At 55.8% G+C, this 14,780-nt stretch carries 14 protein-coding genes; 10 read left to right on the top strand and 4 right to left on the bottom strand.

Annotated elements, in window-relative coordinates; all coding sequences use genetic code 11:
- Positions 1–206: 206 nt before the first annotated feature.
- Both glyA and ACN082_RS05980 read left to right on the top strand, forming a co-directional pair.
- Positions 207–1,490: a serine hydroxymethyltransferase gene (gene glyA, locus ACN082_RS05985; protein ID WP_419099942.1), complete on the top strand. Its 1,284-nt coding sequence runs from the start codon at positions 207–209 to the stop codon at positions 1,488–1,490.
- 2 nt (positions 1,491–1,492) lie between these two features.
- Positions 1,493–2,377 (top strand): bifunctional methylenetetrahydrofolate dehydrogenase/methenyltetrahydrofolate cyclohydrolase, encoded by an 885-nt coding sequence (locus tag ACN082_RS05980; RefSeq protein ID WP_419099941.1) that lies wholly within the window; start codon positions 1,493–1,495, stop codon positions 2,375–2,377.
- Between the two features lie 83 nt (positions 2,378–2,460).
- Here the strand turns inward: ACN082_RS05980 and ACN082_RS05975 are convergent, their stop codons facing one another.
- A complete protein-coding gene (locus ACN082_RS05975; protein ID WP_419099940.1) occupies positions 2,461–3,186 on the bottom strand; it encodes a GntR family transcriptional regulator in 726 nt (241 codons plus the stop codon).
- Between the two features lie 71 nt (positions 3,187–3,257).
- Here ACN082_RS05975 and ACN082_RS05970 point away from each other — a divergent pair, with 71 nt between their 5' ends.
- From ACN082_RS05970 to ACN082_RS05960, 3 genes are all read left to right on the top strand, one after another.
- Positions 3,258–3,710: a hypothetical protein gene (locus ACN082_RS05970; RefSeq protein ID WP_419099939.1), complete on the top strand. Its 453-nt coding sequence runs from the start codon at positions 3,258–3,260 to the stop codon at positions 3,708–3,710.
- Between the two features lie 95 nt (positions 3,711–3,805).
- Positions 3,806–4,867 carry a tryptophan--tRNA ligase gene (gene trpS, locus ACN082_RS05965; RefSeq protein ID WP_419099938.1) on the top strand — a complete coding sequence of 354 codons (1,062 nt, stop codon included), beginning with the start codon at positions 3,806–3,808 and terminating at the stop codon, positions 4,865–4,867.
- A gap of 18 nt (positions 4,868–4,885) precedes the next feature.
- Positions 4,886–5,422 carry a 2'-5' RNA ligase family protein gene (locus ACN082_RS05960; protein WP_419099937.1) on the top strand — a complete coding sequence of 179 codons (537 nt, stop codon included), beginning with the start codon at positions 4,886–4,888 and terminating at the stop codon, positions 5,420–5,422.
- A gap of 111 nt (positions 5,423–5,533) precedes the next feature.
- Here ACN082_RS05960 and ACN082_RS05955 read toward each other — a convergent pair whose 3' ends face one another.
- Both ACN082_RS05955 and ACN082_RS05950 read right to left on the bottom strand, forming a co-directional pair.
- Positions 5,534–6,853, bottom strand: coding sequence for a hypothetical protein (locus tag ACN082_RS05955; protein ID WP_419099936.1), 1,320 nt, complete (start codon positions 6,851–6,853; stop codon positions 5,534–5,536).
- Between the two features lie 101 nt (positions 6,854–6,954).
- Positions 6,955–8,064: a mannose-1-phosphate guanylyltransferase gene (locus ACN082_RS05950; RefSeq protein WP_419099935.1), complete on the bottom strand. Its 1,110-nt coding sequence runs from the start codon at positions 8,062–8,064 to the stop codon at positions 6,955–6,957.
- 310 nt (positions 8,065–8,374) lie between these two features.
- Between ACN082_RS05950 and sdhC the strand changes: the two genes are divergently transcribed.
- The 4 genes from sdhC to ACN082_RS05930 are packed head-to-tail and all read left to right on the top strand — an operon-like array spanning position 8,375 to position 11,835.
- Complete coding sequence (gene sdhC / locus ACN082_RS05945; RefSeq protein WP_419099934.1) at positions 8,375–8,755, top strand: succinate dehydrogenase, cytochrome b556 subunit; 381 nt, start codon at positions 8,375–8,377, stop codon at positions 8,753–8,755.
- Positions 8,756–8,758: 3 nt separating this feature from the next.
- Positions 8,759–9,244 carry a succinate dehydrogenase hydrophobic membrane anchor subunit gene (locus ACN082_RS05940; protein WP_419099933.1) on the top strand — a complete coding sequence of 162 codons (486 nt, stop codon included), beginning with the start codon at positions 8,759–8,761 and terminating at the stop codon, positions 9,242–9,244.
- A gap of 40 nt (positions 9,245–9,284) precedes the next feature.
- The gene (gene sdhA, locus ACN082_RS05935; protein ID WP_419099932.1) at positions 9,285–11,048 is read left to right on the top strand and encodes a succinate dehydrogenase flavoprotein subunit; all 1,764 of its coding nucleotides are present in this window, start codon (positions 9,285–9,287) and stop codon (positions 11,046–11,048) included.
- Between the two features lies 1 nt (position 11,049).
- The gene (locus tag ACN082_RS05930; protein ID WP_419099931.1) at positions 11,050–11,835 is read left to right on the top strand and encodes a succinate dehydrogenase iron-sulfur subunit; all 786 of its coding nucleotides are present in this window, start codon (positions 11,050–11,052) and stop codon (positions 11,833–11,835) included.
- Positions 11,836–12,160: 325 nt separating this feature from the next.
- Here the strand turns inward: ACN082_RS05930 and ACN082_RS05925 are convergent, their stop codons facing one another.
- A complete protein-coding gene (locus tag ACN082_RS05925; RefSeq protein ID WP_419099930.1) occupies positions 12,161–12,889 on the bottom strand; it encodes a hypothetical protein in 729 nt (242 codons plus the stop codon).
- Positions 12,890–13,387: 498 nt separating this feature from the next.
- Here ACN082_RS05925 and ACN082_RS05920 point away from each other — a divergent pair, with 498 nt between their 5' ends.
- Positions 13,388–14,638 carry an amidohydrolase gene (locus tag ACN082_RS05920; protein WP_419099929.1) on the top strand — a complete coding sequence of 417 codons (1,251 nt, stop codon included), beginning with the start codon at positions 13,388–13,390 and terminating at the stop codon, positions 14,636–14,638.
- Positions 14,639–14,780: the final 142 nt, after the last annotated feature.

The raw sequence follows: 14,780 nt of genomic DNA, 5'->3' as shown, positions 1-14,780 counted from the left end.
CTCTGTGATTTTAGATACATTGTGTGGGTAGACGTCTAGAGAAAAAATCTCATATGTGAAGAGATATGCCCTGCATCACCTAGAGGTAATTTACACTTTAAAGGTGATGGCTCCCCAAGGTGGGTGAGTCCCCAAGTATCGGGCTTTGAGTGGTACCAAGTCCGCACAAAAGGAAAACCTCGATCCACCCTAGTCAAGGAAGTGGCATGACCAACCTTTCACCCAACGTCACCAACCTACCCCTGGCCGAAGTCGACCCCGAAGTCGCTCAGGCTATTGCCCAGGAGCAGAGCCGCCAGCAGAACACCCTCGAGATGATAGCCTCCGAGAACTTTGCCCCCCGCGCTGTTCTTCAAGCTCAAGGCTCTGTACTGACCAACAAGTACGCTGAAGGCTACCCCGGCCGCCGTTACTACGGCGGCTGTGAATTTGTGGACGTCGTTGAACAGCTCGCTATCGACCGGGCCAAGGCTCTCTTTGGTGCTGAGCACGCGAACGTCCAGCCCCACTCCGGTGCTCAGGCCAATAACGCTGTCATGCATGCCCTGCTGAATCCCGGCGACAAAATTATGGGTCTGTCCCTGGCACACGGTGGTCACCTAACCCACGGCATGAAACTGAACGTATCGGGCAAGCTTTACCAGGTTGTTGCCTACGGTGTAGATGAAGAAACCGGTCGGGTCAACATGGACGAAGTTCGTGAGCTGGCGCTGGCTGAGAAGCCTAAGCTCATCATTGCGGGCTGGTCTGCTTATACCCGTCAGCTTGATTTTGCGGCTTTCCGTGCGATCGCTGATGAGATTGGTGCCTATCTCTGGGTGGATATGGCTCACTTCGCTGGCCTGGTCGCCGCTGGCTTACACCCCAACCCGGTACCTCACGCTCACGTTGTGTCCTCAACCGTACATAAGACCCTGGCTGGCCCCCGCTCAGGTTTCATCATGTGCGTTGAAGACCTCAAGAAAAAGATTGATTCGGCTGTTTTCCCCGGCCAGCAGGGCGGTCCGCTCATGCACGCTATTGCCGGTAAGGCAACAGCTTTCAAGATTGCTTCCTCCGATGATTTTAAGGACCGTCAGGCTCGTACCTTAGAGGGTGCAAAGATTCTGGCTGACCGCCTCAACCAGTCAGATATGGCCGAAGCCGGTGTAAAGGTTATCTCCGGTGGCACCGACGTTCACCTGGTTCTGGTGGACCTGCGCGATGCCCAGATTAACGGTCGTGAAGCTGAAGATCTGCTCCACGAAGCCGGTATTACTGTAAACCGTAACGCTGTGCCCAATGACCCCCGCCCGCCCATGGTGACCTCCGGCCTGCGCATCGGTACTCCCGCGCTGGCAACTCGTGGCTTTAATTCCGAGGCCTTTACCGAAGTCGCCGATATTATTGCTGAGACTCTTAAGCCCGGTGTCGATGTGGCCTCCCAGCGTGCTCGCGTGACCGCTCTGTGCGAGAAGTTCCCGCTCTACTCCGGTATTGAGGAGTGGTAGGAGTGCCTCAGATTCTTGACGGGGTTGCCACAGCGGCCCAGATTAAGAGTGAGCTGGCCCAGCGCGTTGCCAAGCTCAAGGAAGAGGGGATTACCCCGGGGCTTGCCACCGTTTTGGTAGGCGATGACCCGGCCTCCCGTTCCTATGTGGGCGGTAAGCACCGCGACTGTGCCGAGGTGGGTATTGCCTCTATCCGTGTTGAACTCCCCGAGGATATCAGCCAGGATGAGCTAGAGGCCGAGCTGGATAAGCTCAATGCCGACCCGGCTTGTACCGGCTATATCGTGCAGCTACCCCTGCCCCGGCACCTAGATACCAACCGGGTTCTTGAGAAAATTGCTCCCGAGAAGGACGCCGACGGCCTGCACCCCATGAACCTGGGTCGCCTGGTTTTGAATGTGGGTGAGCCTCTGAACTCGCCTTTGCCCTGCACTCCCAACGGCGTGATTGAGTTGGTAGAGCGTCACGGTATCTCCTGGAAGGGCAAGAAGGTCGCTGTGCTGGGGCGCGGTATTACTGTGGGCCGCCCCCTGAGTCTGCTCCTGACACGCAAGGATGTAAACTCCACGGCTACCCTGGTTCACACCGGTACCGAGGATGTGAGTGAGGCCCTGCGCCAGGCTGACATTATTGTGGCGGCCGTGGGTCTTGCTCATGTGGTGACAGCGGACCAGGTCAAGGAGGGTGCTGTCCTCCTGGACGTTGGTGTTTCCCGCGTAGAAGATACCGAAACCGGTAAGAAGAAGCTGACCGGTGATATCTCTCCCGAGGCCACCGCTAAGTCGAGCTGGTATTCGCCTAATCCCGGTGGTGTTGGTCCTATGACCCGCGCTATGTTGCTGGTGAATGTGGTAGAGACCGCTGAGCGTTTGGCTGAAACCGCTTAGGGTCACCAAGCAAAACGGGGCCGTTACTTCCTGGAGGGGAGGAGCGGCCCCGGTTCTTTCATCGGGGGATGAGTTAGGATGCCTCAGCGGTGGGTTTGCCTGCGGTGGAGCTGGAACTCGTAGTCGTAGCGGTCACCCCGGTAGAGGGTGTGGGTGCTTTCAACGGCCAGGCCTCGGGCGGTGTAGCCTACCTTGTCTACTCGCAGGGCTGCCGCTCCCTGGGGTACACCTAGGTGGTGGGCTTCTGCCTGGGTGAGGTTGGTGGCGGTAACTTTGACCTGGGCTGTTTCTACTTGGTAGCCGCTGGCCCGCATTTGGGCATCGAGCGAAGTGGAGGCTTCGGGTTGCATTTGGGAAAAGGCTTCGGGCAGGAAGTAGGCTGTTTCGAGGGCGATGGGCGAGCCGTCAGCTTGACGGAGCCTGCTAATTTCGATGACTTTGCTGTCTGGGTCGAGGGCTAGGTCTCTTTGGACGTGCAGGGGAGCTATGACCAGGTGGCAGGAGAGCGTCAGTGAGTGCGGGGTATGCCCTCTGGTGAGCATGTCTTGGGTGAAGGGGCGTAGCAATGGCGCTCGTGATGGTGATTCTTGGGGGGCGACAAAGGTACCTGATCCCTGAATGTTGTAGACCAGTTGCCGGTCGATGAGCTCTCGGATAGCTCGGCGTACGGTATCGCGGGAGACACCGAGGCGGTCTTGAAGCTCTCTTTCTGTCGGAAGAGGGGAGTGTGGCTGAGTATCGGTGAGGTAGCGGTCGCAGATATGACGGGCCACTGCCTGGTATTTGGTTTCTCTGGCACTTACCATCATGCTCACCACTTTACGCGGTGGGACTAGTCTAAGGTTCACTGCGACCGCATTCCTTTGACATAATGGGAACCATGCAATATAACGGCTTAGAAAAAACAGCTCAAGAACAGAACACCAAGACCGTCTTGATTGGTGCTGCTATCGGTATGGGTATTTTAGTTGTCCTGCTGGTGTGGGCGATTATTCAGTCTGCTCATGAGGCCTCGGCGCTGGGTTGGATTCTGGCCGGTATTATCACTGCCTGGCTCGGTATTGCTGTTTATCTACTGGTGAATGTTAACCGTACGCTTGCTGCCCAGCGCCGCGCCTATGAGGGTCATGCTATCCAGCGCGCTGAATATGAGGCTGATGTGCATACCGAGAAACTGGCGCATTCTTTCCAGATTTGTTTGGTGCAGTCCAAGGTGATTGCTGAGCAGTTGGATGTGAACGATGAAAATTCTCGTGACATGATCAATCGTGCCTTGGACACCATTAATTTCACCGCGAAGAACGGTATGGAGCTGGCCCGCGAAGGCTCCTAATCTCTCCCTCATTTTTGTGCCCGCTGTGTGTGGGCCGGTGGGTCACTTCAGCAGAGGCCTGCCCCGCAGATGTATTCCTAGCAAAGGACGAACCCGTGAATACTTCACAGACACCCGACCGTGATCCTAAAGCCGCTATCCCAAATGCTTCAAGGGGGGTGCCTCGCGCTTTTTCGGGGGCGCAGCCTTCGGCTGATTCCATGCACCTGGGTAACTATATTGGTGCGGTGAATAACTGGGTGGGTCTGCAGAAGGACCACGAGTGCCTGTACTTTATTCCGGATATGCACTCCATTACTGTTCCGCAGGATCCTGCTGTGCTCTTGGAGCGCACCCGCAAGACGGCAGCCCAGTATATTGCGGCTGGGATTGATCCGGCCAAGACCCCCTTGTTTGTGCAGTCGCATGTGCCTGAGCACGCTCAACTGGCTTGGGTTTTGAACTGTATTACCGGTTACGGTGAGGCGGCTCGTATGACTCAGTTTAAGGATAAGGCCGCTAAGCAGGGCACCGATAACGCTTCTGTGGGTCTCTTTACTTACCCGGTTCTGATGGCTGCAGATATTTTGCTCTACCAGTCCGATGTTGTGCCGGTGGGTGAGGACCAGCGCCAGCATCTTGAGCTGACCCGTAACCTGGCTCAGCGGTTTAACTCTCGTTTTGGCGATACTTTTGTGGTGCCTGAGGCTGTGATTCTTAAGGAGACCGCCAAGATTTATGACTTGCAGACTCCAGATTCCAAGATGAGTAAGTCGGCAACCACCGATAAGGGCATTATCTGGTTGCTCGATGACCCCAAGAAGACCGCTAAGAAGATTAAGTCTGCGGTGACCGATGCGGGAAGCGAGATTAGTTATGACCGGGAGAATAAGCCGGGTGTTTCGAATCTGCTTTCTATTTACTCGGCAGTGACAGGTAAGCCGATTGACCAAATCGTAGCTGAGTATGAGGGCAAGATGTACGGCCACCTCAAGGTTGACCTGGCCGAGATTGTGGTTGAGGAGCTATCGCCCATTCGTGAGCGTGCCTTGGAGCTGATGGCTGACCCGGCTGAGCTGGATCGTTTGCTGGCAATTGGGGCGGCTAAGGCCCGCGAGATTGCGTCGGTGACCGTGAAGAATGCTTACGATGCGGTTGGCTTCTTGCCTGCCCTGTAGAGCTGGCTGGTTGAGCTCATGTCCGCATCACCTACTCTGGTTCCGGGAGCTAGTTATCTGAGTGTTCTTGCTGAGGTGCCTGGCTCCCTGGCTGAGCGTGTTGTGGGCTGGCGGGCTGAGCGCGGACTGGTTGGCCCTGCCGTTGAGACCTGCCATATTACGGTGCTTATTGGTGCCGATCAGAGTGGGGAGAGTCTTCTGGAGGTGCTAGCTGGCAGGCTGGCGTGCCTGAAACCTTTTGAGGTCACGCTAGGTTCCCCTTTGAGTTTTGAGCCGGTTACCCCCGTGACTTATTTGCCTGTGGTGGGCGGTGCCTGGCAGCTGGCGCGAGCACATACCCTGTGTACTGAGGTGGTTGGGCCTTCTGTTTCCCCCTTCCCCTATGAGCCGCATGTGACCCTGGCCCACCAGAATGATCCGGCTATCTTGCGTGCTTCTATAGCTGATTTTTCGGATCTGCCCCATGAACTGACCCGGTTCGCGGTAAGTCGTTTGGGTGTCTACAGATTTGTGGAGGGGGGCTGGGAGGCCCTGGGTATAGTGAGCCTGGGCTAGAACCGCCTTCAAGGCTGTGTGGCATCTTGCTTGCCAACTGGCTGGGGGCTGGCCTTTAAGGGAGTTGTCAGGCAAGATGCCAAGCAATCTAAAGAGACAAAAGAACTTATTTTACTGGTGCCCAGAATCCGTCCCTGGGTGAGCTGACCTGGAAATACCGTTAATTTCGTTGGGCACGTGCGGTAGGTCAATGCTTGCGAAAACTTCTGCGCTTCCCTGCTCTATCTGTGCTAGCGAGATGACGTGGAGCTTCTTACTGGCAGGGTCGGTCACATAGGCTGTGTCTCCGTCTACCCAGATCGCTGGCCTGGGGTCTTGCCAGGTGGTTGATTCTGTCCAGGGTTCCATAATGTCTACAGCGCCTAGTTCTGTGCCGTCTTCTGCCCAGTAGCGGAGCTTGCCGTCTGTGGTGAGCATGAGGTGGCTACCTTCGGGGCCGCGGGCCAGGGACCGGAAGGTGTAGGAGACCCCTTCAGGGAGGGGGATGATGGTCCGTTCTTGGGTGAGGGTGTTGATGAGTGCGAACTGTTCTGGTCGTTCTAGCTCGGCGTCTTGATCGGTTTTGTAGTCGGCCAGGACGATGGGGGAGTCGGGGTCGCCTGCCTGGTTGCCTGAGCGCGAGTAGGGGTCTTGGGGGTTGGTGACTTTGGTGAAGGTGCCCTTGGTGTAGATGAGTGCGCCGTCTTGGCAGCCGAGGGTGTAGGTGTCGTTGGCGGCCTGGGCTTGGCCGTGGATGCCGGGGCAGTCCTTGTTTTCTGAGAGTACGTTTCCTTGGGCATCGATAACTGCGGCACCTGTGCGGCTTTCTTCTGTTCCTCGGGAGACTAGGTAGCGGTCGTCGGCTAGGGGAATGGCGAAGCCGTGGTGGGCCGCAGGTAATGTGATGGTGTGGGTATCGAGTGAGCTGGCTGTGTTTTGGGATTCCTGGGTGAGTTGGGCGGGGTTGTAGACCTGGAAGGTGCCGGTGCCGTCTGCGAACATGGCGGTTTTGCCGTGGCTGCTGATGATGTGCCCGGTTTTGTCGGCGGGGAAGGTCAGCTGGGTGAGGGAGGGGGTGGTGGTGTAGTAGTGGTTGTGGTCGCCGTGTTCTTGGGTCCAGGCTCCTAGGTCGAGCATGGTGTAGCTGGAGCCGTCTGCGACGACTAGATGGCGGTTGTCGCCTGCGGGGTGGAGTCGGAGGAATCCTTCTTTGTCTATGCTGGTGAGAATTTCAAAGGTTTTGCCGTCCAGGATCATGATGCCGCCGTCGTAGGTCAGGGCCAGGCGGGAGCTGGGGGAGGAGGCTTCGGAGATGGTGGTGTTTTGGGTGCTTGTGCTACCGGTCTCTGTGGTGGCTGAGGGTGCGGGGGTGGGGGTTGCACTACATCCGCTAATGATGAGGGCGGTTAGGCAGGTCATGGTGGGGATGAAGACTCGTCGTGGTGTAAGCATGCCCCCATGCTAACTTAAATGAGAATCGTTTGCATATGCTGAGTGAAAGTAAGGCCCGCACCCTTAGAGTGCGGGCCATGAGCTATGTAAGAAGTTAGCGCTTAGAGCAGATTGTTCAGCCCCTGCTCCTTGAGTGTAGCTACCGTGTTCTTCACACTCTGGGCATCGTCACGGACGGTTACCAGCAGAGCGTCTGCGGTATCGACAATGACGATATCTTCAATACCAATCACAGAAATCTTGCGGTTGGTGTTGTTGACGATAATGCCGGTGCTACCTTCGCTAATGACATTGTCCTTGTTGCCAAGAACAAAGAGGTCATCACCGCTCTTCTCAATGTTAAGACGGGCAACGGCGTCAAAGTCACCGACGTCATCCCAACTGAAGCGGCCCGGCACCATAGCGACATCGCCGGCTGCGGCGGCCGGCTCGGCTACAGCGTAGTCGATGGCGGTCTTGGGTAGGTTCTCCCAGAGGCGGTTCATGCAGATGTCGCGCTCTGAGGTGTCCCAGGCGCGGGCGATTTCCATGATGCCTGCGTAGAGCTCGGGTTCCTTAGCTTCAAGGTGCTTGAGCATGAGAGCCGCAGGTGCCACGAACATACCTGCGTTCCAGGTGTAGTCGCCGGAAGTTACATAGGAGCTTGCGGTCGCCTCATCAGGCTTCTCAACAAACTGCTCAACTGCTAGGGCGCTGGGGGCATGGTCCAGACCTAGGTTTTGAGTGGCCTTGATGTAACCGAAAGCCGTGGAAGGTTCCGTTGGCTCAATGCCGATGGTGACGATCTTACCCGAGGCTGCGGCGTGCACGGCTTCACGCACGACATCCTGGAAGTCTTCTACGGGGTCGATAATATGGTCGGCTGCGAAGGATCCGATGATGGCCTCGGGGTCGCGCTCGTGCAGGATAGCGCAGGCAAGACCGATTGCAGCCGCTGAGTCACGCGGTGATGGTTCAAGAACCAAATCGGATCCGCGGAGCTCGCTGAGCTGCTGGGTTACGGCCTTGGCGTGGGCCTGCCCGGTAACGACCATAATGCCCTTGGGGGCTAGGTCAACCAGCCGATCGTAGGTGGAGCGGAGCAGGGATGAGCCTGTTCCTGTCAGGTCAAGAAGGAATTTAGGTTCTACAGCGCGAGAAAGAGGCCATAGGCGGGACCCTACGCCGCCGGCCGGAATGAGGGGGTAGAACCGTTCAAGTGGAGTTCTCATTATCCCTATAGTGTACCGATATTTTAAAGTCATCGTGTTGAAATTTTTGGGGTTCTTTCTACGACGGCAGTCACTTTCTGAGGGATTCCGACCTTATAATTCCGAGAAATACTGGGATTATAGGGGTTAAGGGCATTAAAATGTTTACTATTTTTTGGGATTCTCTTGCCCGATACTGGTGACACCCTGTAAGTAAGTTGCCTCAAAACCTGCTAATCTTGCTGTTGAGTAGAACACACACTAGGTTGGTGTGCGGGCGCCATGTGGTACAAAACTGGCGCTTTGCCCGCATCACACAGGAGGTTATTCAGTGCCGAATACATCCAAGGGCACGCTGTATCGCGGCCGCGAAGGTATGTGGTCGTGGGTTGCCCACCGCATCACCGGTATCGCTATCTTTTTCTTCTTGCTGATTCACGTGCTTGACACGGCAGTTGTACGCATCTCACCGGAGGCCTATAACTCCATCATGCATATCTACAAGAATCCTCTGATGGCCATGGGTGAAGCCGCTTTGGTTGCGGCTATCGTCTACCATGCCTTCAACGGTATCCGTATTATTCTGGTTGACTTCTGGAAGAACGGTGCCAAGAACCAGAAGGCCATGCTCTGGGGTGTTCTGATTCTATGGGCCCTGGTTATGGTTCCCTTCCTTATCCGTCACCTCATGCTCGCCTTTGGGGGTCACTAAGACATGGCAACACCTCTCAAAACTAAGATTTCAGTTCCTCGTAGCCGCGATAACACCGTCTCGGGAGTCAAATACAACCGCTCTTCCTCCAAGCGCAACAACTTTGAGATGTTCGCCTGGCTCTACATGCGAGTCTCAGGCGTTCTGCTGGTTGTCCTGATTTTTGGCCACCTCTTCGTCAACCTGATGATGGGCGAAGGCGTCCACCGCATCGACTTTGGTTTTGTGGGTGGCAAGCTGGCTAACCCCTTCTGGCAGGTCTGGGATCTGCTTTTGCTCTGGCTGGCTATGATGCACGGTGCCAACGGTATCCGCGTCATCATCGACGATTACGCAGAGAAGGACGGTGTTCGTTCCGTCCTCAAGATTGCGCTCTTCTTGGCAACCGCTTTCGTGATTCTGCTCGGAACCCTGGTGATTTTCACCTTCGATCCCTGCCCCGCCGGTGCTAGCGCAGAGCTTCTGCCCTCCTTCTGCACTGCTCCCTAAAGTTACAGCGCTCTAGATTTTAGAAAGAAGCATTCCCACAATGCAGGTACATAAGTACGACGTCGTTATCATCGGTGCAGGTGGCGCAGGTATGCGAGCCGCCATCGAAGCAGGCCAGCGTGTTCGCACTGCTGTTCTGACCAAGCTTTACCCCACTCGCTCCCATACAGGTGCCGCCCAGGGCGGTATGTGTGCAGCTCTTGCCAATGTCGAAGAGGACAACTGGGAGTGGCATACCTTTGACACCATCAAGGGTGGGGACTACCTGGTAGATCAGGACTCGGCAGAGGTCATGGCTAAGGAAGCCATTGACGCTGTGCTGGATCTGGAAAAGATGGGCCTGCCCTTCAACCGCACCCCCGAGGGCCGTATTGATCAGCGTCGCTTTGGTGGTCACACCCGCGACCACGGTAAGGCTCCTGTGCGCCGCGCCTGCTACGCTGCGGACCGCACCGGCCACATGATTCTTCAGACCCTCTACCAGAACTGCGTTAAGCACAACGTGGAGTTCTACAACGAGTACTACGTGCTCGATTTGGTCATGGTGGAGGATGAAAAGGGCGTCCGCCGCCCCGCCGGTGTTGTCTCCTACGACCTGGCAACCGGTGATGTGCATGTCTTCCAGGCTAAGTCAGTTGTCTTCGCTTCTGGCGGTTGCGGCAAGATCTTCAAGACCACCTCCAATGCCCACACCCTGACCGGTGACGGTATGGCTATTGCCCTACGCAACGGTATTCCTCTGGAGGATATGGAATTCGTGCAGTTCCACCCCACGGGTCTTGCCGGCCTGGGCATCCTGGTTTCTGAGGCTGCCCGTGGTGAGGGCGGTATTCTGCGTAACTCTGAGGGTGAGCGTTTCATGGAGCGCTACGCACCCACCATTAAGGACCTGGCGCCCCGCGACATTGTTGCCCGCTCGATGGCAAACGAAGTGCGCGAAGGCCGTGGCTGTGGCCCCAATAAGGATTACGTCCTGCTGGATCTGACCCACCTGGAGCCCGCCCATATTGACGAGAAGCTACCCGATATTACCGAGTTCGCTCGTACCTATCTGGGCGTTGAGCCTTACACCGAGCCGGTGCCGGTCTTCCCCACAGCCCACTACGCTATGGGCGGTATCCCCACCAACATTAAGGCTGAGGTCCACTCCAATTCTGAGGACATCATCCCCGGCCTCTACGCCGCCGGTGAGGTTGCCTGTGTATCGGTGCACGGCTCTAACCGCCTGGGTACTAATTCCCTGCTCGATATTAACGTCTTTGGTAAGCGTGCTGGCATGTATGCTGCCGAGTACGCCGCTTCTGCGGACTTCCTGCCCGTCCCCGATGATGCAGCCGATGAAACCCTGGCCTTGCTGAACCAGATTCGCAAGGGCGAGGGCACCGAAAAGGTCGGCCAGCTGCGTAAGGAACTGCAGGATGTCATGGATGCAGACATGCAGGTTTTCCGTACCGCAGAGACCATTCACAATGCGGTCAACAAGATTGTTGAGCTGGAAGAGCGCTACCAGAACATTCAGATTCAGGATAAGGGCAAGCGCTTTAACCTGGACCTGCTTGAAGCCGTTGAGCTGGGCTTCCTGCTCCAGTTGGCTAAGGTCATGTCGGTAGCTGCTCTGCACCGCAAGGAGTCTCGTGGTGGTCACTTCCGTGAGGACTACCCTGACCGCGACGATGCCAACTTCATGAAGCACTCCATGGTCTACCTGGATGAGCAGGCAGAGATGGAAGGCATTAAGGGTCTACGCTTTGATACCAAGCCCGTGACCTTCACCCGCTACGAACCGATGGAGCGTAAGTACTAAAATGGCTGATTTTGAAGCACGCGAACCAGAATCCAAGGTCGTTCTTAAGGCTGAGGCCGGTGAAGCTGGCGCTATCCCTACTTTTGATGTGACCGTCCAGGTCCGCCGTTACGACCCTGAACTGTCGGCAGAGGCCCACTGGGATGAGTTTAAGCTGACCATGTTTGGCACCGATAGGGTGCTCGATGCCTTGCACAAGATTAAGTGGGAGATTGACGGCTCACTGTCTTTCCGTCGCTCTTGCGCTCACGGTATTTGTGGCTCTGATGCCATGCGTATTAACGGCCGTAACCGCCTGGCCTGTAAGACCCTGCTCAAGGATCTTGACCTGTCCAAGCCGATCACCGTTGAGCCAATTAAGGGCCTGCCCTGCGAGAAGGACCTGATTGTTGATATGGAGCCCTTCTTCCAGGCCTACCGGGAAATCATGCCCTTCTTGGTCAATGACACCCACGAGCCTGAGCGTGAGCGCCTGCAGTCCCAGGAGGACCGGGCCCGGTTCGATGACACCACCAAGTGTATTCTTTGTGCGGCCTGCACAAGCTCCTGCCCTGTCTTTTGGACTGATGGGCAGTACTTTGGCCCGGCAGCTATTGTGAACGCCCACCGTTTCATTTTTGATTCGCGTGATGATGCCGGGGATATGCGCCTGGAGATCCTCAACGATAAGGAGGGTGTCTGGCGTTGCCGCACCACCTTTAACTGTACTGAGGCCTGCCCCCGTGGTATTGAAATCACCAAGGCTATTGCCGAGGTCAAGCAGGCTGTGGTGGCTAGGGTTCTTTAGCTGCTCTCAGCTGGCTGTGCTTTGGTGGCTCTGAGTGACCGGCTAGCTGCTTGGCCTTGCTAGCGCGCTTAGTCCTTCCGGCCTACCCCAATCAGGGGGTAAGGCCGGGAGGACTTTTTGTGCTGTGTGAGCTTGGCCTAGGGGAGGGGGCAAGCTCTTGGTCTGCCTGGTAGGCACCGGCTTTAGCTTTAGAAAGGCTGACAGTTAGACCCCTGTAACTGGTCTGAAGTTTTGAATCAGGGCAGGCTGAGAGCACACTAAAGGGCGAGCTGCTCCTGTCAAAAGGAGTAGCTCGCCCTGAAGGGTTAGACCTGTCGGCGCTTACTTAGCAGGTGCCGGTGGTTACCTTCTGGTTATTATCTGCGTGGCTATCAGGTTTGATAGAGCTACCACCGTTGAAGACCAGGAGGTCGTCCAGATCATACTTGGTAGAGTTCCCCAGATAGGACCACTGGATGGTGGGGTAGCAGGCACCGTCAATGTACACGGGGGTACGACTTGAATCGTTGACTGAGGTTCCGTAACGTTTGGGAATAGTAATCTTGCTGGAATAGGTGGTATCGTTGCCACTCGAGCTTACAGATAGAGTGCTCTTGGGGCTAATGTTGGAGGAACCTGCTGAGGCAGAGCCATCCCAGATCATACGAGCCACGCAGTTGACGTTCTGGACGGGGACATCCTGGTTAGCGGTTAGGGTAACTACAAACTGGGTAGCGGACTGACCCTTGGGAACGCTTGTGGTCAGAGTCCAGGAGCCATCCTGGGGGTAATTAAGGCCAGGCACAGTACCCCGGCTCATATCGACTACCCAGGAGACGGTTTCGCCAGCGTGAATAAAGCCGTCGGCAGATTCAACAGCCAAGTAAACCGAGGTTGTCTGTGAATTGACATTGCCTCCGCCGAAGAAGAGGGAGCAGATAGTGCCCAAGGGATCATTGGGGGTGCGATCAGATGAGGATGCTGCGTAGGCTGGAATTGCTGAGGTGGCGATAACAGCCGGGGCGGCCCAGGCGGCGCCCTTGGCGATGTTACGGCGTGAAATTTGAGGGGTCATGGTGCGTGATTTCTTTCGATCAATGATGTTCAAGTTCAAGAGTAGGTGAGCTTCTAGGGGGTATGCCCAGTTAAGCTATAATCCCTAAGCGTTACCTAGAGGGCAAACCAGGGTGAACCTAATTTAAGCTCTTCTACCGATGCTCACTCTATTGTACTATAAGGCGAGGTCAATCGTCATTAACCAACCAGTGCGCTAAATTTTAAAAATCAGCTATAGCTACATTTTTAACTGTATATGCGGATGTTTGCCCTACGGGCTAGACAATTTGGGGATATAGATTAGTTTAATCACATCTACTGCCTACTGGCCGAGTCTGGCCCTCCAGCTACCATGTACTAAGTGGGGGATAGATAAACCCTTTTTTCTGACAATAAATCTGTTTTTGTTAATTTATTGGTCAGTTAGGGCTATTTTTAACTTATCGAAAGAGCCCTTCGACTAGGAGCTGTCTAAACATTCTTCTGTTATACCCCATACTGCCAGTAAGGTAGGCTTATGGATAAATCTTCTACGACTCAAGACGTAGTTTCAGGGTTTCCAGGGCTGAGCTCGACACAGACTGAAGATATACTCAAAAACTCGGTAGACAACCTGATTCCTGAATTGAAAGCCTTCCGCCGGGAGGTTCACCGCCAGCCGGAGCTTTCCTACCTAGAGAAAAAAACCACGGAGCGAATCTTTAGCGCCCTAACCCAGGAAGGCTTAGCGCCCCGCCACCTCAAGGGCACCGGCTGCTATGTGGATGTAGGGCAGGGCCCCCTGGCAGCAGCCCTACGCGCAGATATTGATGCTCTACCCATTCAAGAGCAAACAGAACTGCCCTACGCCTCCAGCCACCCCGGGATCATGCACGCCTGCGGGCACGACATCCACCAGACCGTCATGCTGGGCGTTGCCATCCTCCTGCATCGGCTTGACCAGCACAGGCCCCTGGGCGGGCGCATCCGCATCATCTTCCAGCCTGCCGAAGAACAACTGCCTGGCGGGGCTGTTGATGTGATTGCCCAGGGCATCCTAGAAGGGGTGCCGCGCGCTTTTGCCTTACACTGTGAACCCAAGGTAGATGTGGGCAAAATTGGCACCCGTATTGGGGCTATAACCAGCGCCTCCGACACCATCAAAATCAGCCTCAAAGGCCGCGGCGGGCACACCTCTCGGCCCCACCTGACCGAAGACATCATCTACGCCCTCTCCCAGATAGCCATCAACGTCCCAGCAGTGCTCTCACGCAAGACCGATGTACGCAGTGGTGTGCTAGTGGCCTGGGGGCAGATCGAAGCCGGAGTGGCCCCCAATGCAATCCCCTCCACCGCTTTCCTGGCCGGAACTATGCGCTGCTTAGACGCTGAGGTCTGGAAACAGGCAGGAGCCATGCTCGATCAGGTGGTGGAGCAGGTCGCGGCCCCCTACCGGGTCGAGATTGAACTAGAGCATTTTCGCGGCGTACCCCCATCCGTTAACACCGAAGAGGAAGTCGCCCTGGTCGAAGCAGCCAGCAGGGCTGAACTAGGGGAGGACTCTGTGGTGCTAGTGGAACAATCTATGGGGGGTGAAGACTTCGCCTGGATACTGCAGGAAGTCCCCGGTGCCCTCATTCGCCTAGGTACTCGTGTGCCAGGTGGAATAACCTACGATTTACACCGGGGAGACTATGCCCCCGATGAGCGGGCTATCGAATATGGCGTTCGGGTAATGGCCGCTACCGCTTTAAAGGCTATTAGTCTAGAGCGTTCACGGCTTGCCTAAAAAGTGTCTGCCCACTTTTGAGGAAGAGGTGTCGCTTCTTTGGTCAGCTGAGCACCATTGGAACAAATTGGCACTCTTTACCTAGGGGTGCTGGGTGATCAGGGCGAATAATCCCGGTGTGATTAAATAGCAGAGCCTTGTT

Origin of the sequence: Rothia sp. CCM 9417, assembly GCF_048513575.1 — a bacterium.
Classification (GTDB): domain Bacteria; phylum Actinomycetota; class Actinomycetes; order Actinomycetales; family Micrococcaceae; genus Rothia.
This window is presented reverse-complemented; position numbering and strand designations above follow the sequence as displayed.

Excerpts from the sequence above, each read along its gene's own strand:
- glyA (WP_419099942.1), top strand. The coding sequence starts at position 207 with ATGACCAACCTTTCACCCAACGTCACCAACCTACCCCTGGCCGAAGTC.
- ACN082_RS05975 (WP_419099940.1), bottom strand. The coding sequence starts at position 3,186 with ATGATGGTAAGTGCCAGAGAAACCAAATACCAGGCAGTGGCCCGTCAT.
- ACN082_RS05970 (WP_419099939.1), top strand. The coding sequence starts at position 3,258 with ATGCAATATAACGGCTTAGAAAAAACAGCTCAAGAACAGAACACCAAG.
- ACN082_RS05960 (WP_419099937.1), top strand. The coding sequence starts at position 4,886 with ATGTCCGCATCACCTACTCTGGTTCCGGGAGCTAGTTATCTGAGTGTT.
- ACN082_RS05955 (WP_419099936.1), bottom strand. The coding sequence starts at position 6,853 with ATGCTTACACCACGACGAGTCTTCATCCCCACCATGACCTGCCTAACC.
- ACN082_RS05950 (WP_419099935.1), bottom strand. The coding sequence starts at position 8,064 with ATGAGAACTCCACTTGAACGGTTCTACCCCCTCATTCCGGCCGGCGGC.
- ACN082_RS05940 (WP_419099933.1), top strand. The coding sequence starts at position 8,759 with ATGGCAACACCTCTCAAAACTAAGATTTCAGTTCCTCGTAGCCGCGAT.
- sdhA (WP_419099932.1), top strand. The coding sequence starts at position 9,285 with ATGCAGGTACATAAGTACGACGTCGTTATCATCGGTGCAGGTGGCGCA.
- ACN082_RS05930 (WP_419099931.1), top strand. The coding sequence starts at position 11,050 with ATGGCTGATTTTGAAGCACGCGAACCAGAATCCAAGGTCGTTCTTAAG.
- ACN082_RS05925 (WP_419099930.1), bottom strand. The coding sequence starts at position 12,889 with ATGACCCCTCAAATTTCACGCCGTAACATCGCCAAGGGCGCCGCCTGG.
- ACN082_RS05920 (WP_419099929.1), top strand. The coding sequence starts at position 13,388 with ATGGATAAATCTTCTACGACTCAAGACGTAGTTTCAGGGTTTCCAGGG.